Here is a 20,271-nt window from a genome sequence, read left to right on the forward strand (position 1 = left end):
GCGACTTCATTTTAGAATTTATCAAATACAGTATAAGGCATTTGTCTCTTATGTCTGGATTTATTAAACCATGATTCGATCTTTGCTTGTGAGTCACTATTAATTTCTTTACCTTCTAAATAATCATCGATATCATCATATGTAACACCTAGAGCGACTTCATCTGCTAATTGTGGGCGATCTTCCTCAAGGTCAGCAGTTGGAACTTTTTCATATAACTTAGCTGGGCAGTTTAATTCTTTTAATAGCATTTTGCCTTGACGTTTATTTAGACGGAAAAGTGGAGTTAGGTCAGCGCCACCATCTCCAAATTTAGTGTAAAATCCAGTAATAGCCTCAGCAGAATGATCTGTTCCTAATACGACACAACCATTCATTGCTGCGACACTATATTGAGCTTTCATTCGTTCTCTAGCTTTTTCATTCCCTTTTGCGAAATCAGTAAGTTCTATGCCAATATCCTTTAATGTGCTAACACTAGCATCTACAGCAGCTTTAATATTTACTGTGAAAGTCTTAGTTGGTTGGATAAATTTTAATGCCTCTTGGCAATCTTCTTCGTCCATTTGTACACCATAAGGTAAGCGAATTGCGATAAATAAATACTCTTTTTCCGTTTGCTCACTATTTAATTCATCAACTGCTATTTGTGCAAGTTTACCGGTTAAAGTAGAATCTTGGCCGCCCGAAATACCTAAAACAAAACCATTTAAAAATGGATGTTTCTTTAAATAACTTTTTAAGAAATCAACACTAATTCTTATTTCCTCTTTAGGGTCGATAACAGGCTTCACTTTCATTTCTTCAACGATTTCTTTTTGTAAATTGTTCAATCTTCATTCTCCTTTTGATACAGATTGTATTTTTTAATATAAGCGTAGCATTCCTCAGGCAATAAATATCTTGGCTCGCCGCCTTTAGCAAACTCTTCTCGGATATAAGTTGAACTAATTTCCATTGCTAATCCTTTATCAATTAAATGAAATCTAGAGCCATTATCATTATTTCTTAATAGGGGAGAACGAGAGATGGTCTTTAACATATCAATTCCATCACGCGCCATAACAATGAATTTATTTTCAGAAACTAATTGATCCCCGTATTTCCATTTTCCTTCTGCAATATCTTCTAGAAGGTCAGCTCCCATTATGAAATAAACTTCATCTTCACTATACTTTGCTTTAAAATGATTCATTGTATAGTAAGTAAAGACTTCCCAAGCCTCTTTGCTCATTTCATAATCGTCTGCAATAAATTTAGTGTTATTTTGAATTGCCAAATTTAACATATTCCAACGATGTTCATCAGTATTATGTAATTGTTTATCCCTTCTTTTTGAAGAGCAAGGTAAAAATATTACTTTGTCCAATTGACAACGATGAGCAATTGTACTAGCAGTCCATAAATGAACGTTTGTGATTGGATCAAATGAACTGCCGTAAATCCCAATTTTAGCCATTTTTCATTTCCTCTGTTTTCTTTCTAGCTTCAGCTATTTTTTCCATTTTGTTATCCCAGCATTTTTGACTTAAGTCTACTGGATATTCTTCTGGGTTTAATGCACGCTTGTATTCTTCCCAAAGTACACTTAAATTGTTTTCAGCAAAATCTTGAATGTCTTTAATCGCAGGCATTTTATAAACTAATTCGCCTTTTGTAAAAATTTGGTGATGAAGCTCTCTAGCCTCAAAATTAGTAACAAACTTACTAATGTATGGATGAACTGGATGGAATAACTTTATTTTTTCCTCTGACTGTGGATCTTCATCTTCAAGGGCAATATAATCAGCCTCAGCGTGATGGTTAACCGTATTAATAATTCGATACAATTTCTTTAGCCCTGGCGTTGTTACTTTTTCAGGATTTTGAGAAATTTTTATAGTATCAATCATCTTACCGTTTTCATCTTCAATACTTACTAATTTATAAACTGCTCCAAGAGCCGGTTGATCATATGCTGTAATAAGCTTTGTACCGATACCCCAAGAATCAATTTTAGCACCTTGTGACTTTAAATTTAAGATTGTATATTCATCTAAATCATTCGAAGCAACAATTTTCGTATTTACGAAGCCAGCTTCATCGAGCATTTTTCTAGCTTCTTTTGATAAATAAGCTAAATCACCACTATCTAACCGGATTGCTGCAAAGTTAATTTTATCACCTAGCTCTTTAGCAACCTTAATCGCATTAGGGACTCCACTTTTAAGGGTATCGTATGTATCTACTAAAAATGTACAGTTGTAATGACGATCTGCATATTTTTTGAAAGCTATGTATTCATCTCGATAAGCTTGCACGAGCGCATGTGCATGTGTACCTGAAACAGGAATATTAAATAATTTACCAGCACGAACATTACTAGTCGCATGAAATCCACCAATAAAGGCAGCTCTTGCTCCCCAAATTGCTGCATCAAATTCTTGAGCACGTCTAGTACCAAACTCCATAAGAGTGTCATTACCGACAATATGTTTAATACGTGACGCTTTTGTAGCAATTAAAGTTTGGTAATTAACGATATTTAATAAGGCAGTTTCAATTAATTGAGCCTCTAATAACGGGGCCTCAATTCTTAAAAGTGGTTCATTTCCAAATACTAATTCTCCTTCTTGAATTGATCTAATGGAACCTGTGAATTTTACACCAGACAAATATTGAATAAATTCATCTTCATATCCAAGTTCTTCTTTTAAATATTCAAGATCTGTACTGCTAAATTTGAAGTTTTGCAGATAACTAATTATTTTTTCTAAACCTGCAAATATCGCATATCCATTCCCGAATGGGAGTTTTCGAAAATATAGTTCAAAAATAGCGTTTTTATTGTGAATATTGTCTCCCCAATATGTTTCTGCCATATTAATTTGATAAAGGTCTGTATGAAGTGCAAGGCTATCATCGTGAAAGTTGTAATTCATCTTATTTCCGCCCCTAAAGTATTTTTAAAATGACTTAATGCCCATTCATGACCAGCTGCATTAAAGCTTGCAACTGCCTGCTCGTGAACGACTATTTTATAACCCTTATTATAAGCATCGACTGCTGTATGTAATACACAAATATCAGTACAAACCCCAATTAAATGAAGTTCATTAATTCCTCTTTCATTTAGTTTTATCTCAAGGTCAGTTCCTGCAAATGCTGAATAACGAGTCTTATCAATCCATTGAATAGTTGCTTTACCTTTTGATGAATTGTATAAATCCATTAAGCCACCATATAAATCTCTTCCTTTAGTATGTCTAATATTATGAGGTGGAAATAATTTTGTTTCAGGATGAAACGGATCATTCTCATCATGGACATCTACAGCAAATACAACATAATCTTGATCTTCAATGAAAGTTTTGGTTAATTGAAGAATACTTTGTTCAATTTCTTGAGCTGGTTTACCACAAGTTAATGAACCAGCATCTGCTACAAAGTCATTCATATAATCAATAATAATGAGCGCTTTTTTATTCATTTTCAAATCACCCCAAGTAAATAGAATGTTAAATTCTTCACATAGTGAAATAAATCAAATTAGTTTTTCATCTTCAATATTATTATAAGTTAATTCATATGAAAACCTAAATTTTGGAAAATTAATATTTCATTTGGAATTTATTATTACCTTTTCTATAAAAAGTAATAAAAGATGAAATGTAGCTTTTGTGATCATTAAAGGATTTTTTTGAAATGGAAAGAACTAAATACTAAATAAGTTTAAAGATAGTAGAGGTGACAAAATTGGAAGTAGTTCAAGCGAAATCAGAGCATATTGTAGAAGTTGCAAAGCTATTTGATCAGTATAGACAGTTTTATAAACAAGAAAGTAATGTAAATGAAGCGATTAATTTTATTACAGAAAGAATTAATAATAAAGATTCGGTTATTTTTATTGTTAAAGAAGGAGAGGAATCTTTAGGGTTTACTCAGTTATATCCTACTTTTTCTTCAGTATCAATGAAAAAATTGTGGATATTAAATGACTTATTTGTGACTGAAGCAGCAAGGAAAAAGGGAGTAGCACAAATGTTGTTAGATGCCGCTAAAGGATTTGCAATCAATACAAAAGCAAAGGCATTGGATTTACAAACAGCGATTGATAATAAATCGGCACAAGCATTGTACGAAAAAAATGGTTATCAAGTTGATAAAGAATTTTTTTCTTATTCGTTGAATTTGGAAAAGTTAAGTTAATTTTAAAATAAGTTAAAACTCTCTAGGTATATACTAATACAGAACAACTTTTAAATTCATTGCAATAGTTAAAAAAGTTAGGCTATAAAAATACTAACTTGAAGGAGAACATAATGCTTAAAGTTAACGGTACATTTAATGAAGCTAAAATATTTACAGATAATGTTGAGCAAGGTGCCATTGGGCAAATTATTGAACTATGTAATCAAGAGTTCGTGAAAAATTCGAAAATTAGAATTATGCCTGATACTCATGCTGGTAAGGGATGTACGATTGGGACTACGATGACGATTCAAGATAAAATTGTTCCCAATCTCGTTGGGGTTAACTAGAACGGCTCCAACGTTAAAAAACTCGCTCAATTGCTGGAAACCCTAACGTAAAATATAGTCGAGGGCAATCAGCAGCCAGAGGCTATGGTGACATAGTCAAATGGTTCAGAGACTTGCACATTGTTTGTAGACGATTGTGCAGAATTATTCCAGATTTTAATGTAAGAGGGGATAATTAACACGGCGAGCCTACATTAGGAGCTGCATACTCCGATGATTGTAGTGAAGGTATAGTCCACTCCCTAAGAAATTAGAGGTTAAAGTACGATATAGGTTGCGGAATGGAAACAATAAGAATCTCTCAAAAAGAAATTGATTTTCAAAAGCTAGACCAGGTCATCCGTAAACATGTTCCATCCGGGTTTTCAATTCGTAATAATAAGCATGCTTTTGTGAAAAATATCGATTTTTCTAAGCTTTATTGTTTTAAAGAGTTAAATGAAACTAGAACAAAGCTAAGCCTTGGGTCACTTGGTGGTGGAAATCATTTTATTGAATGTAACGCGGATGAAGATGGAAATATTTATTTCGTTATTCATTCTGGAAGCCGAAACTTAGGCAAGGTTGTAGCGGAATTTTATCAGAAAAAAGCGTATGAGTTATTAAAAAGTCAGTCAGAAAATCGTTCAAAGATCGTTCAACAATTAAGGAATGAAGGTCGTGAAAAAGAAATTGAAACTGCATTAAAAAATATTACGTCGTCATATATTCCAAAGGATTTAGCTTATTTAGAAGGAGAATGGTTTGATCGCTATATGCACGATATGGCCATTGCCCAAGATTATGCTTTATGGAACCGTAAGGCAATGATGGATGAGATTGTGCAGAATATGGATTTAACTGTTGTGGAACAATTTACGACCGTGCATAATTATATTGATATTGAAAATATGATTCTTCGTAAAGGGGCAATTTCTGCTCAAAAAGGTGAAAAAGTATTAATCCCGATTAATATGCGAGATGGGAGTTTAATAGCAATTGGAAAAGGTAACCCAGATTGGAATTATTCTGCTCCTCATGGTGCTGGTCGAATTCTGAGTCGTACAAAAGCTAAAGCCACACTTTCTCTTGATGATTTTAAAGAAACAATGAAAGATGTTTGGAGTACATCAGTTTTAGAAAGTACACTTGATGAAAGTCCAATGGCTTATAAGGAAATGAACGAAATCATCGAAAATACAAAGGACTCAATAGAAGTAATCAAAGTGATTAAACCACTTTATAATTTCAAGGCAAATTAATTTAATAGACAAAACCAAAGCCACCTACATAAGGTGGTTTTTTTTCAATCATTTCAAACGGTAAACTCTTGGATGGTCTTTTTATTCTCATCAATTCTTTCAGTAAAATTACCATTAGTATAAGAACGAATCACATTTCTCCAAAAAGCTTTAGCCGGTTCATTTTTTTCAATTTGGGAGATGCTCCATTTTCCGGGAAACATATTGAATAGTTCAATCGCTACTTTCTTGCCAATGCCGTTCCCTTTATATTTTTTAATAATAAAAAACTCTTCTACTTGATTTGAAGCAGTCTCTGTTAAGCTTTCAATTAAGGCAAATCCTATCAACTCATCTTTATGTTTAATAAACAAAGCATGATAATTTTGATTTACCCAGTACTTTTCCAAATTAAACTTATGATAAGTTCCGCTTTGCCCGAGTTTAAGATCGGAAAGATATTTAGTAAATTCATAAATATAAAATTGCATCAAATTATGTAAAATAGATTCCTCTTCTTTTTTAACTTTTATGATGTTAATCAACATATTACCTCCAAATTCTAATTCTATATTTATTAATATTTAACTAGATTGAATAAAAAACCTTTATATAAATCAAAGGAAATAGAAATACATGTGTTGAATAAATAGAGTTAGAAGAGTGCATTTACTTAATTAATTAAATTTCTTAATAAGGATGGCAACTAAGATGAGTAAAAAAGTCATTACATTATTGTTAATCTGCGTAGCTTCTTTGAGTATATTTACATACATATCTTTTAATTTTAATACAGAACAAAAAGCAATTAATTTTGCTATCCATAAAGATTTACCGGAATTAAAGAACCAGGATTATCAATTAGTTAAAATCCCTCATAGTCCATACATTCTTTGTATTACGAATATCCCACATAGTATTTATATATTTAAAACATCAGCGTTTTTAAATATGAATTTTGCCTCTATTTCTGGTGCAGAGCATTTGTACGCCGGAGAAGGCACGGGAATGCATTTTTTAAATGATAAACTAATCTATGGATTTGATAAAGGCGAACCTAAAGGGAAAGCAATTTATATTGATGGGAAAAAAATGAGTAAGGTTGATTTGAATAAGTATTTTGCAAAAAGTAAGTACAAAATGAATTATAAAAATTTAGTGTTCTATTATCCTGATAAGCCAATGGTGACAACTAAAAATAGTTTAGGGTTTACTGAAGTTACTTATCGTTAAACGAATTATGCTGATGCAATACATTTTTTAGTATTGCATTTTTTGTTGTGAAATTTAGGAGGTTAGAAAAATGTTCGATCAATCTAATTATGAATGTCGAGTAGAGTGGGGAAAAAGGGGCGCAAGAGAAGCAGCAGAACGAGGGGATATTACAATAATTGTTGATGTACTTAGTTTTTCGTCGACAGTAGTTTCAGCAGTTTATCATAATGCACTTATTTACCCTTATCCACCAAATTTAGATGGAAAAGCTTATGCAAAAAATATTAGTGCTGAGTACATTTTAGGGAGAAATGAAGCGGCAGTTTTAGGGAAGGCGACTCTTTCACCAATCTCGTTTAATGAGAAACATGCAACTAAAAAGTTTGTTTTAAGTTCATTAAATGGCGCATTTTGTACTTGGATCGCTTCAAAAGTACCAGCATTATTAATTGGCTCATTACTTAATGCTTCATCGGTTGCAACATATGTTAATCAAATAAAAACAGCTTCAAATGCTAATATAACAGTCATACCTTGTGGTGAAGTTTGGAATGATGCACGAGAAAACGAAGATGTTTTACGTCCATCAATAGAGGATTATTTAGGTGCCGGTGCGATACTAGCTGAGCTAGAAGGAACAAAATCTCCTGAAGCGGAAATCTGTATTGGCGCATTTCTTCATTCAAAGCATAAAATAAAAGAGTTTATTTGGGAATGTGGAAGTGGGAGAGAGCTTAGGTTTAAAGACTTTGAGGATGATGTTAAACATTGTAGTCAACTAAACAGCTACAATGTAGTCCCAGTTTTACAGGATGGTTGTTTTCAAGATGCTCTAAAAATAGAAAAAGGATGAAACTGTATTCATCCTTTTCTTTTTAACGCTCATAAATAGAGTATGAGCTAACGTTCTTTAAAAGTAACTTAGTATTACTGCCATTTACATTAGCAATCCATACGTTTCCGATGACATCCAATTCTCCTTTTCTAAACCAAGTTATTTTGTGTGAAGACTTAGAGTAGATTGGATAATAATCACCCTTACCTGTAGGCGGATTTGTTATTTTTGTTTGTTTATGTGTAGAAAGATTAATTACGTTTAATGATGGTTTTGGACGTTTTTTTTCATCATTAGACCATTCACTTTCCTTTACTCTAGAAACAACTATTGCTGAATCATCAACCCAAGTAAATGCTAATTCAGCAAAATGTGGCGGAGTTAAATTTGTTGATGTAAAGGCTGGCATTTCAGTGACTTTCATCTTTTTATTTTTGTATCCAAATACTAATCTTCCACCACCTGCAATATATCCTAAAATATTTTTAGTTTGTGCCCACTTTGGATTATCTAAATGTAAAATAATTTCATCCTGAACTTCAAAAACTTTTCCATCTGAAGAAATGATACATAGCATATCACTATCCATAGACCATGAAGCTGTGGGGTTAACGATAAAGGAAATCCATTTTTGATTAGGTGAAAATTGAAAGTTCGACGCATTTATAGACGGTATGGAAGTATTGCCTTTTGTTAATGTTTTAGGAACGACAAAAAATTGTTTTACGTTGTTTGTTGTGCTAGTAATCTGTTTTAAATCATTAGGTAAAGTGATTTTATAAAGAACTGGGTTTGTCCAACCATCTGGATTAAGTGAAGCAGCTGAAGAGGCAATAAATCCTTTGCCATTTGGTATCCAGCTATAGTCATCAACACCTAGTGCAATATTGTAAAAGTTATTAAAATCAGAAACATTTAAGACGCCGCTATCTAAGAAAGCGATAATATTTTTAGTTGGTGACCATTTCGGATTTTCACCATCATAGATGATTTTTTGTTCTTTTTTTGTTTTCATATTGTAAACCCATATTTCTGAGCGGGTAGGGTATGAAGTGGTTGGGCCAGTTGGTATTTCTTTTTGATACATTAAATAAGAGCCATCAAATGACCACTGGGGCTGTTCTGAATAAACTCCTTTTACTTTTGTTATTTTTTCCTCTTTATTATTTATTTTTACCCAAACAAATCCATCACGTATAAAGGCAATTTTTAATGCCGGATCGGTTGTTTCTGCATGACTAAATGTCGGTAAAATTAAACAGATAATTGTAATAAAAATGAATAGTATTTTTCGCTTCACAAACTCACCCCGTATTTCAATTTTGATTTATTTTTCCCAAGTAAGTATAGAAATATCAAAATGAAAGAAGCTCGTTATATGGAAGGGGAGGTTACAAATAGATCCGTCAAAGTTCAAAATTATGAACAGTAAATTTAATTTTAAAAAGCATAAGTAAAAGCCGCCCGATAAAAATCGAACGGCTTTTTAATAACTTAATATTCTTCCACTGTAGCAATATAAGGAAGGTTTCGATATTGCTGTGCATAATCAATTCCATATCCAACAATAAATTCATCTGGAATGACAAAGCCAACATAATCAACAGGTAGGTCGATTTTTCTTCTTTCAGGCTTATCTAATAAAGTACAAATCTTAATGGATTTTGGCTTATGCATTTGAAGATGGTCACGTAAAAAATGCAATGTTAGACCACTATCAATGATATCTTCAATTACAACAACGTTTTGATTGGTGATATTCTCATCTAAATCCTTTAATAGTCTAACTTTTCCAGTTGATTCAGTTTGGTTGCTATAGCTCGACACAGAAATAAAATCTACATTAATATTCCCCTTCATTTCACGAACTAAATCAGCAGCAAATACAAAAGAGCCTTTTAATACGACGACCAGGATAAGAGGTTCGTTATTAAAGTCTTTTTCAATTTGTTCAGCGAGTGCTTTTACTCTATTTTTTAAATCTTCTTCAGAAATTAAAGTGTCCTTAATTCGATATGCCATTTTAATACCTTCTTTACTTATTATTAACTACATTTATGTTGTTTGATGAGCATTCATCATTATGTCCATTTTAACAATATTTACTAAATAGTAGAATGAAAAGTTAATTTAATGAACTGACTCAAATTTGGTAATAATAACCACATTACAGATTTGGAGGTACTCAAATGAATGAGAAAATTGATTTTAATGGCTTACCGACCCACTCAAAGCCATTATGGAGAAGTGGACTAAATATCCCAACATTTGAACCGTATAATGATGATGGTGAGTTTGATGTAGTAATTGTAGGTGCTGGTATAACTGGGATTACTACTGCATATTTTTTGACACAAGCGGGAATGAAAGTTGCTTTACTTGAAGCAAATAAAATTATTAATGGAACAACGGGACATACAACTGCAAAAGTAACTGCACAGCATGATTTAATATATGATGAACTAATTCAACATTTTGGATTGGAAAAAACAAAAATCTTTTATCAGTCTACTAAAAATGCGATGGATTTTATAAAGAAATATAGCATTGATAATCAAATAGACTGTAATTTTGAGATTCAAGATGCAACACTTTATACAACTTCAGATGATTATGTAAGAAATTTGGAAAAAGAGTTGAAAGCCTATGAATCATTAGGAATTGACTCATTTGGAGCTGTAAAAACTTTATTACCATTTGATACTAAATATTCGATTACAATGAAAAATCAGGCTCAGTTTCATCCATTGAAATATTTGATTCACTTATTAAAGGAGTCCATTGAAAACGGATTAAAAGTATATGAAGAAACTGTGGTCATTAATGTTGAAACAGGGGATTGCCCGGTTGTCGTAACTCAAAGTGGAAGAAAAATTAAATGTAAGCATGTTGTAAGTGCATCTCATTTTCCTTTTTATGATGGCAACCAAATGTTTTTTACTAAATTACATGCAGATCGCTCATATGCATTAGCTGCAAAAATAAAAACAGCTTATCCAGGAGGAATGTACATAAGCGCTGACAATCCAAAAAGGTCTTTAAGATCGATTAAATATAATAATGAAGAATTAGTTATAATTGGCGGAGAAAGTCACAAAACTGGCGTGGAAACACGCACAATGACATTTTATGAAAATTTAAAGCTTTTTGGTGAAGAGACTTTCGGAATTGAAGATATTAAGTTTAGATGGTCAGCCCAAGATCTAATAACTTTAGATAAAATGCCGTATATTGGCAGATTGTCATCGAAAAACCAAAATATATATGTGGCTACAGGATTCCGTAAATGGGGTATGACAACAGGAACAGTTTCTGCTCAGCTGATTAGTAATTTAATTTTAGAAAAAGAAGCAGTTGATGCTGAAGTATTCTCACCTTCAAGATTCCAAGCAGATCCTAGTATCAAACATTTCTTAATGCAAAACATTGATGTAGCTAAACATTTAATTGAAGGTAAATTAGAACCAGTTTCTAGAAAAATTGAAGAGTTATATAATGACGAAGGCTCAGTAGTTACGTTAGATGGAAAAAGAGTTGGAGCTTATAAAGATGTAAACGGTGAAGTTCATTGTGTCGACACTACTTGTACTCATCTAGGTTGTGAGGTCGAGTGGAATAATGGAGAAAAATCATGGGATTGTCCTTGTCATGGTTCAAGATTTTCAATCTATGGCGAAGTTTTAGAAGGACCAGCTGATCAACCGTTAAAACAAGTTTTTGTGCAGTAAGTAAAATAATGATATGGGATGCCTCTATATACGAGGCATCCTTTCATTTTGTATTTTCAGTCTTACAAGGGAGCTGACTATGACAGAAGCTCATATTCCATCACAAAACAATCTCTATATTCGCCTTCATGTAGCTCATGTTTTGGAAGTAATCGAATTTTTTTAAATCCACATTTTTCATAACATTTAATTGCGCGTATATTCCAAGTTTGTGGATCTACTACTATTTTTTCAGCGTTGTGATTGGAAACTAAATAATTTACCACTGAAGAGACAAGCAAGCTTCCAATCCCACGATTCCAATAATTTATATTACCGATAAATTGATCCATTCCGTAAATAACTTCATTATTTAGTTCATAACCATATTCACTTTTTGACTCAGCATCTAATTTATAATATTGTAAATAACCAATTTCAATATTTTCATAAACGACAATGCACATTTTAATTGAAGGATCTTTCGAAAAAAAGACTTGTTTAACTTTTTCTTCATCAAACGGATTATCTCGACCTTCATAATATTGAAGAACTTTAGGGTCAGAAAGCCAACTTGATAAAAGTGGAACGTCGGTTTCATTTAATAGACGAAGGCTCAGTTTATTATTTTGGAAAATCAAGTACACCCCTCCTTAAATCTGAAAATAGATGATGGTTAATAAAATCATATCATTTTGAAGGTTTAGTTATTATGTTCTTCGTAATGATAAAAAAAGATTTTTCCTATCTACGATAATCATTTAATAAAATAAGGAGTTCAAATTGACAATAGGTATTTAACCGTGTTTTGTCGAATATAGTATTGCAAAAGAAAATTATCATTCTTCTATGTTTTATTTCTAAAATCGAAATACGATAAGGAGGTGCTAATTAATATGAGGAAAATTAGGGTTAAACCAAGTAAAGGGCAGTCTTTCTTTGCTTTAATTATTGGACTTATTTTTATCGTGATCGGTTTTAAGATTGTCATTCCAGAGGCTGGTTTATTTGGATTGCTTTGGACTGGATTTGCACTAATGATTACAATCATCAACGCTTATAATTTATTTAGTAAACGCGGAATTTCAAATTATGAAGTAAATGTTGAAGAATATAGTACTAGAGAGAAAGTGGACTTTGATTTGAAGCTTCGCAAATTAAGCAAATTAAAAAACGATGGAGTTATTACGGAAAGTGAATTTCTAAAACAAAAGGAAAAAATTTCCAACCGAGACATGTAGAAGAATTACGGGGCATGGCTTCATATTTACTTATTAATGTTTTGATTTTTTGTAGGGGGAGTTTTACTTCCAAAATGTTAGAAACGATATTCCTTCAAAGATTACTATACAGACAGTTATTTCCTCGATTATTTAGAGCAATCTAGCTTTGCCAATCCTAATTTAACTTCTAGTCTATTCTTTAAATTGATTCATTCACAATTCACCTCGAAAAACATTTTGTAACTAGTTACGGTATGTATTAAAAAAAATTAATTTAATTTAGAACATTATTAAATTTATCGCAATAAATTAATTTAGGGGGGAATAGTATGAAAAGACTTTTATTTATAGGAATGGCCATTTTAAGCATAATTTGCCTAACAAGCTGTCAGTCAAGCGACTTCGGGTATAGCAAAAAGGATGACAAAACAACGCAGGTTGATAAAAATAAATCTTCGGACAAAGACCAATCCACCGATAAAAACAATTCAACAGATAAAAATAATACAACGGATAAAGGAAATAACAATCCTCCAAAAAAGGATGATAATAAACCGCCAGTAAAAGTTTTTACGCCAGTTGAAAATGACGCATTTAAAGTTACTTCGGTCGTAAATGATTCAACAGGAAAAAATGTGTTAATTGTTGAAGGGAAGGCTAGTGTTTTTGAAGCGACATTTCTATATAAATTAGAAGATGGGCACAATGTTTTAGCAGAAGGGAACACCATGGCTGATATGGGTGCACCTGAGTGGGGAAACTTTAAAATAGTGATAAATTATAATGAACCAACTAGTCCGAATGGAGTACTGACATTATATGTAGCAAGTGCAAAGGACGGCCAACCTGAACATATATTAACTATTCCAATTCAGTTTAAATAAAACTTAACTAAAAAAATAGACAAAATTCTGAGTGTGAGAAACCATTAAAATTTCTCTACACTTTTTTTGTTTTTATAGCCAAATTTCTCTTAGGAGTATTAATGACAAAATAAAAAAATGTCGACTAATTCGACGGCCTGAAAATAGAAAATATGTAAAAGACAGTTTAAATGGTTTTACCTCTTGTTTTTTGTTTTATGAACGTTGTTAGGAGTCACTTTTTACATACGAATTTGCATGTGGAAAATTAAAATTTAAATAAATTTTAATCATTTTTAAGTGAAATTATTAGAAAATGTAAACAATAGGTAGTATTATCAAGATTATTAAGTTAATAAATTAAAAATTTCTAATAAAACTCTTATTAAATTTTAAAAAATCCGTAAAGCCATTTTCATCTTAAACAGATATCCTTATACAGTATAAATAATTATTTTATAGATGTTATTATATGAAAAATGAGGGATAAAATAAATGAAAAAAATATTAATTATAGAAGATGAAAAAGAATTAGCAAATTTTATACGATTAGAATTAGAGTATGAAGGAAATGAAGTTCATATTTCAAATGATGGTAGAGATGGATTAAACCAAGCAATTGACCAAGAGTATGACTTAATCTTACTTGATTTAATGCTTCCTAATTTAAGTGGAATTGAAGTTTGTAGAAGAATTAGAGCTCATAAAGACACTCCAATTATTATGATTACAGCAAGAGACAGTGTTTTCGACCGTATTTCTGGTCTAGACAGTGGAGCTGATGATTATATTTCAAAACCATTTGTTATTGAAGAACTTTTAGCGCATATGCGAGCAATTTTTAGACGTATTGATCGCTCAACAAATTTACATTGCTTAAAATTTAAAGACTTATCATTAGATTCTGCAGCAAGAGTTGTTAAAAAAGATGAAGCGGTTATTGATTTAACTAAAAAAGAATTCGATTTATTGTACTTATTAATGAGTAATGTAAATCGTGTATTAACAAGAGAAATTTTATTAGAAACTGTATGGGGCTATGGCTCTACAATTGAAACAAACGTAGTGGATGTTTATATTAGCTATTTAAGAACAAAACTAGATGATAAGAATAATACCTATATTCACACTGTAAGGGGTACTGGGTATGTAATGAGGATGTAGAGGTGAATCTTTCCTTGTTTAATAAGCTTTCGATTAGATGGAGAATAACAATTACAATCGCTGTACTTATGTTTTTCATATTTACATTATGTAATCTTATTCAACTTGGCTTAATTCAAATGTCAGTAATGAATCAACAACAGCATCGAATTGAAAAAAGGTTGAATGAAACGTCAGCTTATTTGGATGAAGATTATAAAACGAAAAAACCGAATGCTGCTTCTTTTGCAGAAAACAAAAAATTCTTTGAAAAAATTATCCAAAATAATGAGATGATTCGACTATTAGATAAAGATGGAAGAGTAAAATTTATTGTTTCAAGAACAATGCCTAAAATTTATATAAATAAAAATGACGTTGGCAAAATTCAAAAATATCGATTACACAATCAAGAGATTCTAATTATAAATAAACCATTACACTATAAGAATTTTGACGGTGTATTAGAAGTTGCAATGAATGTAGAAATCTTTTCGAAATTTATTAAAGAATCGTTCATGATCCTTATTTTGGGAACAATTATCTCGCTAATTTTAAGTATGTTCAGTGGTTACTTTTTATCAAAAAGAATAATAAATCCTATTAAAAATTTAAACCAGACGATGATTAAAATAAAAAATAATCAATTAAAAGAGCGAGTTATTGTTGGAGAAACGAAAGATGAGCTATCGGAACTCGGATTACTTTTTAATAAAATGATGGATGAGTTAGAAGCTTCAATTACAAGACAAAAGCGGTTTGTTGAAGATGCTTCTCATGAATTGAGAACACCTTTAGCAATCATTCACGGCCATTTGTCTCTAGTTAATCGCTGGGGAAAAAAAGACGAAACTGTTTTGGAAAACTCATTAAACACTTGTATTAACGAAGCGAACAGAATGATTGTTTTAACGAATGAACTTTTACAGTTGACGAAGCTAGAGAAAAATACTGAGAAAATAGAGCAATATGCACCGACAAATATTATAGAAGTTTTAAACGAAATCATAAACAATTATCAACTGCTACATGAAGATTTAGAAATTCACTTAGGTGAGACTAATCAAGTTGTTAATAAAGCAAATATCGCAAGAGAGCATTTAATGCAAATCTTAATTATTTTGTTCGATAATGCCGTTAAATACAGTAAAGAACACACTATAATAGATATTTCTACTTCGCAAGTTGCTAACAGAATCGAAATCAAAGTTTCAGACAACGGGATCGGAATTAAGGAAGAAGATATTAATCATATTTTTGACCGATTTTATCGAGCAGACAAAGCAAGAAGCCGAGCTAACGGCGGTAATGGTCTAGGCTTATCGATTGCGAAAAACTTAATTGAAAACTATGGCGGAGATTTAAAAATTACGAGTAAAAATGGAAAGGGAACAACTGCCATCATCACATTAAACACAATATAGATTTGTGGAGTTGTCTTCCAGTGAGACCACAAGGGTATTTAATTATCCTTGTGGTTTTTTTATGGAGATTTAGATGGTCAACATCTAGATTTAGCATTAAATTAACGAGAATAGGTTCGTTTTAACGAAAACCGGCGCTATATCAACAAAAAGTGGGGCTATACCAACGAAAAGAGGGACTAAATCAACGAAAAGTGGGGCTATACCAACGAAAAGAGGGACAAAATCAACGGAAACTGGCACTATATCAACGAAAATCGGCACTAAATCAGCGGAAACAGGCGCTATATCAACAAAAAGTGGGAATATATCAACAAAAACCATCAATATATCAACAAAGTTCACAAAGCGTTCGGGGCTATCCAATTTAGTAATCAGTAATTCTACATCATATTAATAGTTTGCGACTGTAATTTATGATAAAGTTGAATAAAAAGAAAATTCTTGTAATTCGGAGGGAGAACAACAATGAGTTATGTAGGGATCGCAATAAATAATGCCATCATGATTGAAAGACTGCGCAATGCTGGTGTTGAAAATGAACAGTTAATTAATGCTCTGAAAGAAGAGAATTACGAATTTTTAAATGAGTATGGTAATGGTTTTCCTGATTGGGAAACTTTAGTAAATTTATATAAGAAAGATGAAGAAAGTTTTATTAAACTAGTGAATGAAGGATACCAAATTAAATTTTTAACAAAAGGTTCATTAATGACTTTATTAAAATATAAATTTGGAATTGAAGTTGAAAAAGATTATGAAGATGTTGGAACTGCAATTCAAGGAATCCAATTATCCAATGAAGCAGTTAGCAATATTAAAAATATGCTTGCAGCAAATTGGAAGCTAAGTACATATGTTGATGAAAAAGACGGGCTTACGAAAATCCGTATTGAGCTTGTTAAAAGTAGTGAAGTTGTAACTAAATAAAATTAGATTAGAGGGACAAAATTGTTCCTCTTTTTTTACTCATTTTTCAATTCTATATCAATTGCCCCAACTCTAATTCCATATTTAATTAATTCCTCATATGGATCTCCAATTAACCCTAAAATTTTACAAAATGCTGGTTCTGTTTTATAGCCTTCTGTTTTTAGTTTTATGATCTTAGTTTTCAGATTTGGATTTTGTGTCAAAATAAAATGCTCAATGATTAAATGAAGATAAGCATTTTGTTTAATAGATGGAATAGATTGTCCGAAAATTTCAATCTCAAATCCTTCGTAAGTAAAATTTGCTGTAATTGTTCCGATTCCTCTTACAATTGAGTGGGAAATCCGAAAATGTTCTTGTTCCTGATATATATTCTCCAATAGTATTTTGAATGATGTTAAATCATTTACCTCTGTAATAATATCTAAATCTGATCCCTCTATATCAATCCCAATTGGAATTGTTCCGCATAGAACAGGGCTAAAATCTTTTAATTCATTCAGTATATTTAATCGTGTTAATGCTGAATGTGCAAGCTGTTGTTTAGGATTACCATGTTTTAAATAATCAATGGAAAGAAACATATAGACTCCTATCAAATAAGTTTTTTTTAGTATAATATGCATTTTTAAAAAATATAAAGGGAAATCATCCATTAAGTGGAATCAATAGTAAAAATGCAAAACTTAAAAGGAGAAAAATGATGAGTGTAAAAAAGCTATTTTGGAATGATCCTTATCTCTCAAAAACGACTGCAATTGTTACAAAAGTAGATGGTCAAATGGTCACACTAAATCAAACAATTATTTATGCTTTTTCAGGTGGGCAACAATCAGACTCTGGAAAAATTGGAAATTATGAAGTGATTGACGCAAAAAAGGATGGATTAGATATTATTTATACTTTACCAGAAAACCATGAACTACAAAAAGGGCAGGAAGTAGTTATTGAGATCGATTGGGAGAAAAGATATCAAATTATGAAGTTGCATTTTGCTGCGGAAATCATCTTAGAACTAATGTATCAAAACTATAATGAACCTGAAAAAATTGGTGCAAATATTACAAGTGATAAAGCAAGAATTGATTTTTATTGGGATGGAAAAATTTCAGAAACATTTCCTCTATTAGAGAAGAAAGCAATGGAGCTTATTGATGCAGATTTAGAAATAAATAGTGATTATGACGATCAAGAAAATCAGAGAAGATATTGGGAAATCAAAGGTTTTGGAAAGGTTTCGTGCGGTGGAACGCATATTAAGAGAACTGGAGAAATTAAAGAAATAAAGCTAAAGCGAAATAATATTGGAGGAGGAAAAGAGCGGATCGAAATATACTTAGTATGATTAGATGAAGTGAACTTTTGAGTTGTGACTGTATTGAATTAGTCATAGGTCCGTTATTCACTGAGTTGCTTAAGGAGTCTAATTTTAAAGGAATAAAATAATAAATGACTACCTTTCAGTCGAATGGTAGCCATTTTTATTATATCTTACTTATTAAAAATCAAAATTATCAGGGTCTGGACCTACACGTTTATTTGCATTAAGTGTAGCAATTTGTTGCATATCATTAGATGAAAGCTCGAAATTGAATACATCAAAGTTTTCTTGAATTCGTGATGGTGTTATTGATTTAGGAATAACGATTACATTACGTTGTAAGTGCCAGCGGATAATGACTTGGGCAGCTGTTTTACCGTATTGCTCTGCAATCTCTTTAATAACAGGATTTGTTAAAGCGTCGCCACCTTGCATTAACGGGCTCCATGCTTCTATAGCAATACCATTTTTTTGACAATATTCATGTAATTCGTTTTGTTGGAAAAATGGGTGTAATTCAACTTGATCAACCATTGGTTGAATATTGCGATGAGCTGCAATATCTTCTAAATGGTGGATATGAAAATTAGAAACACCAATCGCAGGAACAAGCTTATCATCGTAAAGTCTTTCTAATGCTTTATATGTATCTAAATATTTTTCTTTAACTGGCCAGTGAACTAAATAAAGATCAACATAGTCCAAGCCTAATTTTTTAAGGCTTTCATCATAAGCTTTTAAAGTTGTATCATAGCCTTGATCAGCGTTCCACACTTTTGTTGTAATAAAAAGTTCATCACGAGAAACACCAGATTGACGAATTGCTTCACCTACTTGTTCTTCGTTTTGATAGACTGCTGCAGTATCGATGTGACGATACCCTACTTCAATAGCTGTTCGGACTGCATCAACACCATCTTCTGGTGACACTCGCCACACACCTAAACCTAATTGTGGCATTTTAACTCCATTTTGTAATGCAATAGAATGTTCAAACTTCATTGTTAATTCCCTCCTTATTAAAGACTAAATCTAGTGTACAATATAACCTTTGAAAATAAAAAAAATTTGATAGAAATTAATGGAAATTTAAAAATACGTACGAAAAAGGATTATGTTTATTTAATAAAAAATAAAATTAATGCGTAATAAATTAATGAATTGGTTTAGAATAAGACTATTAATGAGTGCAAATTGGTTGTATATTTTGAGCTTTTCCTTCAAAATAGGTTTAGGAAAAAAGCTCTTTATTTTTGTTTGGAGGGGAATTTTTGTGTTAGATCAGATTTTAGAATTTAATAAGAAGTTTGTTGAGAATAAGGATTATGAGCAATATGTAGCTTCAAAGTTTCCGAACAAAGAAGTTGTAGTTGTTACTTGTATGGATACACGTCTAGTTGAGCTTTTACCGAAGGCTCTTGATATTCATAATGGTGACGTAAAAATGATTAAAACGGCTGGTGCAATTATAGCGCATCCGTTTGGCTCTGTTATGAAAAGCTTGCTAGTTTCGATTTATGAGCTTGGTGCGAAAGAAGTATTAGTAATTGGACACCATGAGTGTGGTATGGGGAATACAAACCCAGCTAAAATGAAGGAAAAAATGATTGATAGAGGAATTAAAGAAGAGAACTTAAAGATTTTAGATTTTTCAGGTTTAGATTTAGACAAATGGTTAACTGGATTTACAAATGTATATGATAGTGTTAATCATAGTGTTTCAATTATTAAAAACCATCCACTTATTCCAGAAGGTGTAGAAGTTCATGGCTTAGTAATTGATCCACATACAGGGAAATTAGAAGTTATTAATAGAGATGAAAATTCTGCTGAATAATGATTTAAACAAAAAAGTTATCCTTTAGGG

Annotated in this window: 22 protein-coding genes and 1 pseudogene; 13 read left to right on the forward strand and 10 right to left on the reverse strand. The window is 31.6% G+C overall.

The window, feature by feature from the left end:
* Positions 1–11: 11 nt before the first annotated feature.
* Genes nadE through CN692_RS00800 form a run of 4 tightly spaced genes read right to left on the reverse strand, consistent with a single transcriptional unit; the run spans position 12 to position 3,469 of the window.
* Positions 12–833, reverse strand: a complete 822-nt coding sequence (nadE, locus tag CN692_RS00785; RefSeq protein ID WP_098117107.1) for an ammonia-dependent NAD(+) synthetase — start codon at positions 831–833, stop codon at positions 12–14.
* A complete protein-coding gene (nadD, locus tag CN692_RS00790; RefSeq protein WP_098117108.1) occupies positions 830–1,459 on the reverse strand; it encodes a nicotinate (nicotinamide) nucleotide adenylyltransferase in 630 nt (209 codons plus the stop codon). The genes nadE and nadD overlap by 4 nt, the downstream gene beginning before the upstream one ends.
* The gene (locus CN692_RS00795; RefSeq protein WP_098117109.1) at positions 1,452–2,921 is read right to left on the reverse strand and encodes a nicotinate phosphoribosyltransferase; all 1,470 of its coding nucleotides are present in this window, start codon (positions 2,919–2,921) and stop codon (positions 1,452–1,454) included. Before CN692_RS00795 ends, nadD begins: the two co-directional genes overlap by 8 nt.
* Positions 2,918–3,469, reverse strand: a complete 552-nt coding sequence (locus tag CN692_RS00800) for a cysteine hydrolase family protein (RefSeq protein ID WP_098117110.1) — start codon at positions 3,467–3,469, stop codon at positions 2,918–2,920. The genes CN692_RS00795 and CN692_RS00800 overlap by 4 nt, the downstream gene beginning before the upstream one ends.
* A gap of 266 nt (positions 3,470–3,735) precedes the next feature.
* On the opposite strand from CN692_RS00800, the gene CN692_RS00805 reads away from it, so the two are divergent.
* The 3 genes and pseudogenes from CN692_RS00805 to CN692_RS00815 all read left to right on the forward strand — a co-directional run.
* Positions 3,736–4,188, forward strand: a complete 453-nt coding sequence (locus tag CN692_RS00805; protein WP_098117111.1) for a GNAT family N-acetyltransferase — start codon at positions 3,736–3,738, stop codon at positions 4,186–4,188.
* 113 nt (positions 4,189–4,301) lie between these two features.
* A complete protein-coding gene (locus CN692_RS00810) occupies positions 4,302–4,520 on the forward strand; it encodes an RtcB family protein (RefSeq protein WP_098117112.1) in 219 nt (72 codons plus the stop codon).
* 266 nt (positions 4,521–4,786) lie between these two features.
* Positions 4,787–5,761: pseudogene (locus tag CN692_RS00815) on the forward strand (RtcB family protein); the annotation flags it as partial.
* Between the two features lie 53 nt (positions 5,762–5,814).
* Here the strand turns inward: CN692_RS00815 and CN692_RS00820 are convergent.
* Positions 5,815–6,288: a GNAT family N-acetyltransferase gene (locus CN692_RS00820; RefSeq protein ID WP_098117114.1), complete on the reverse strand. Its 474-nt coding sequence runs from the start codon at positions 6,286–6,288 to the stop codon at positions 5,815–5,817.
* A gap of 163 nt (positions 6,289–6,451) precedes the next feature.
* On the opposite strand from CN692_RS00820, the gene CN692_RS00825 reads away from it, so the two are divergent.
* Both CN692_RS00825 and CN692_RS00830 read left to right on the forward strand, forming a co-directional pair.
* Complete coding sequence (locus CN692_RS00825) at positions 6,452–6,973, forward strand: hypothetical protein (RefSeq protein WP_098117115.1); 522 nt, start codon at positions 6,452–6,454, stop codon at positions 6,971–6,973.
* 70 nt (positions 6,974–7,043) lie between these two features.
* A complete protein-coding gene (locus CN692_RS00830; RefSeq protein ID WP_098117116.1) occupies positions 7,044–7,808 on the forward strand; it encodes a 2-phosphosulfolactate phosphatase in 765 nt (254 codons plus the stop codon).
* Positions 7,809–7,830: 22 nt separating this feature from the next.
* On the opposite strand, the gene CN692_RS00835 is transcribed toward CN692_RS00830, so the two are convergent.
* Both CN692_RS00835 and hpt read right to left on the reverse strand, forming a co-directional pair.
* Positions 7,831–9,090, reverse strand: coding sequence for a TolB family protein (locus tag CN692_RS00835; protein ID WP_179874345.1), 1,260 nt, complete (start codon positions 9,088–9,090; stop codon positions 7,831–7,833).
* Positions 9,091–9,284: 194 nt separating this feature from the next.
* Positions 9,285–9,812: a hypoxanthine phosphoribosyltransferase gene (gene hpt / locus CN692_RS00840; RefSeq protein ID WP_098117117.1), complete on the reverse strand. Its 528-nt coding sequence runs from the start codon at positions 9,810–9,812 to the stop codon at positions 9,285–9,287.
* A 167-nt stretch (positions 9,813–9,979) separates the two neighbouring features.
* Between hpt and CN692_RS00845 the strand changes: the two genes are divergently transcribed.
* Positions 9,980–11,518: an FAD-dependent oxidoreductase gene (locus tag CN692_RS00845; protein WP_098117118.1), complete on the forward strand. Its 1,539-nt coding sequence runs from the start codon at positions 9,980–9,982 to the stop codon at positions 11,516–11,518.
* Positions 11,519–11,595: 77 nt separating this feature from the next.
* Here the strand turns inward: CN692_RS00845 and CN692_RS00850 are convergent, their stop codons facing one another.
* Complete coding sequence (locus CN692_RS00850) at positions 11,596–12,144, reverse strand: GNAT family N-acetyltransferase (protein ID WP_306659827.1); 549 nt, start codon at positions 12,142–12,144, stop codon at positions 11,596–11,598.
* A gap of 249 nt (positions 12,145–12,393) precedes the next feature.
* Between CN692_RS00850 and CN692_RS00855 the strand changes: the two genes are divergently transcribed.
* From CN692_RS00855 to CN692_RS00880, 5 genes are all read left to right on the forward strand, one after another.
* Positions 12,394–12,738, forward strand: a complete 345-nt coding sequence (locus tag CN692_RS00855) for a hypothetical protein (RefSeq protein WP_098117120.1) — start codon at positions 12,394–12,396, stop codon at positions 12,736–12,738.
* Between the two features lie 311 nt (positions 12,739–13,049).
* Positions 13,050–13,604, forward strand: a complete 555-nt coding sequence (locus CN692_RS00860) for a Gmad2 immunoglobulin-like domain-containing protein (RefSeq protein WP_098117121.1) — start codon at positions 13,050–13,052, stop codon at positions 13,602–13,604.
* Positions 13,605–14,078: 474 nt separating this feature from the next.
* Positions 14,079–14,747, forward strand: a complete 669-nt coding sequence (locus CN692_RS00865) for a response regulator transcription factor (protein ID WP_098117122.1) — start codon at positions 14,079–14,081, stop codon at positions 14,745–14,747.
* 14 nt (positions 14,748–14,761) lie between these two features.
* Positions 14,762–16,150, forward strand: a complete 1,389-nt coding sequence (locus CN692_RS00870; RefSeq protein ID WP_098117123.1) for a HAMP domain-containing sensor histidine kinase — start codon at positions 14,762–14,764, stop codon at positions 16,148–16,150.
* Positions 16,151–16,618: 468 nt separating this feature from the next.
* A complete protein-coding gene (locus CN692_RS00880; protein WP_098117125.1) occupies positions 16,619–17,080 on the forward strand; it encodes a hypothetical protein in 462 nt (153 codons plus the stop codon).
* A 35-nt stretch (positions 17,081–17,115) separates the two neighbouring features.
* Here CN692_RS00880 and CN692_RS00885 read toward each other — a convergent pair whose 3' ends face one another.
* Positions 17,116–17,667, reverse strand: coding sequence for a DUF4269 domain-containing protein (locus CN692_RS00885; protein WP_098117126.1), 552 nt, complete (start codon positions 17,665–17,667; stop codon positions 17,116–17,118).
* Positions 17,668–17,786: 119 nt separating this feature from the next.
* On the opposite strand from CN692_RS00885, the gene CN692_RS00890 reads away from it, so the two are divergent.
* Complete coding sequence (locus CN692_RS00890; protein ID WP_098117127.1) at positions 17,787–18,428, forward strand: alanyl-tRNA editing protein; 642 nt, start codon at positions 17,787–17,789, stop codon at positions 18,426–18,428.
* A 153-nt stretch (positions 18,429–18,581) separates the two neighbouring features.
* On the opposite strand, the gene CN692_RS00895 is transcribed toward CN692_RS00890, so the two are convergent.
* Positions 18,582–19,406 (reverse strand): aldo/keto reductase, encoded by an 825-nt coding sequence (locus CN692_RS00895; RefSeq protein ID WP_098117128.1) that lies wholly within the window; start codon positions 19,404–19,406, stop codon positions 18,582–18,584.
* Between the two features lie 265 nt (positions 19,407–19,671).
* Here CN692_RS00895 and CN692_RS00900 point away from each other — a divergent pair, with 265 nt between their 5' ends.
* Positions 19,672–20,241, forward strand: coding sequence for a beta-class carbonic anhydrase (locus CN692_RS00900; protein WP_098117336.1), 570 nt, complete (start codon positions 19,672–19,674; stop codon positions 20,239–20,241).
* The last annotated feature ends 30 nt before the right edge of the window (positions 20,242–20,271 follow it).

It is taken from the genome of Bacillus sp. AFS002410 (genome assembly GCF_002556365.1).
Lineage (GTDB): Bacteria > Bacillota > Bacilli > Bacillales > Bacillaceae_G > Gottfriedia.

What these genes read in the sequence shown, in the direction of transcription:
- CN692_RS00830 (WP_098117116.1), top strand. Translation starts at nt 7,044, where the DNA reads ATGTTCGATCAATCTAATTATGAATGTCGAGTAGAGTGGGGAAAAAGG.
- CN692_RS00895 (WP_098117128.1), bottom strand. Translation starts at nt 19,406, where the DNA reads ATGAAGTTTGAACATTCTATTGCATTACAAAATGGAGTTAAAATGCCA.
- CN692_RS00860 (WP_098117121.1), top strand. Translation starts at nt 13,050, where the DNA reads ATGAAAAGACTTTTATTTATAGGAATGGCCATTTTAAGCATAATTTGC.
- CN692_RS00820 (WP_098117114.1), bottom strand. Translation starts at nt 6,288, where the DNA reads ATGTTGATTAACATCATAAAAGTTAAAAAAGAAGAGGAATCTATTTTA.
- CN692_RS00885 (WP_098117126.1), bottom strand. Translation starts at nt 17,667, where the DNA reads ATGTTTCTTTCCATTGATTATTTAAAACATGGTAATCCTAAACAACAG.
- CN692_RS00810 (WP_098117112.1), top strand. Translation starts at nt 4,302, where the DNA reads ATGCTTAAAGTTAACGGTACATTTAATGAAGCTAAAATATTTACAGAT.
- CN692_RS00825 (WP_098117115.1), top strand. Translation starts at nt 6,452, where the DNA reads ATGAGTAAAAAAGTCATTACATTATTGTTAATCTGCGTAGCTTCTTTG.
- nadD (WP_098117108.1), bottom strand. Translation starts at nt 1,459, where the DNA reads ATGGCTAAAATTGGGATTTACGGCAGTTCATTTGATCCAATCACAAAC.
- CN692_RS00795 (WP_098117109.1), bottom strand. Translation starts at nt 2,921, where the DNA reads ATGAATTACAACTTTCACGATGATAGCCTTGCACTTCATACAGACCTT.
- hpt (WP_098117117.1), bottom strand. Translation starts at nt 9,812, where the DNA reads ATGGCATATCGAATTAAGGACACTTTAATTTCTGAAGAAGATTTAAAA.
- CN692_RS00865 (WP_098117122.1), top strand. Translation starts at nt 14,079, where the DNA reads ATGAAAAAAATATTAATTATAGAAGATGAAAAAGAATTAGCAAATTTT.
- CN692_RS00800 (WP_098117110.1), bottom strand. Translation starts at nt 3,469, where the DNA reads ATGAATAAAAAAGCGCTCATTATTATTGATTATATGAATGACTTTGTA.
- CN692_RS00845 (WP_098117118.1), top strand. Translation starts at nt 9,980, where the DNA reads ATGAATGAGAAAATTGATTTTAATGGCTTACCGACCCACTCAAAGCCA.
- CN692_RS00855 (WP_098117120.1), top strand. Translation starts at nt 12,394, where the DNA reads ATGAGGAAAATTAGGGTTAAACCAAGTAAAGGGCAGTCTTTCTTTGCT.
- CN692_RS00880 (WP_098117125.1), top strand. Translation starts at nt 16,619, where the DNA reads ATGAGTTATGTAGGGATCGCAATAAATAATGCCATCATGATTGAAAGA.
- CN692_RS00890 (WP_098117127.1), top strand. Translation starts at nt 17,787, where the DNA reads ATGAGTGTAAAAAAGCTATTTTGGAATGATCCTTATCTCTCAAAAACG.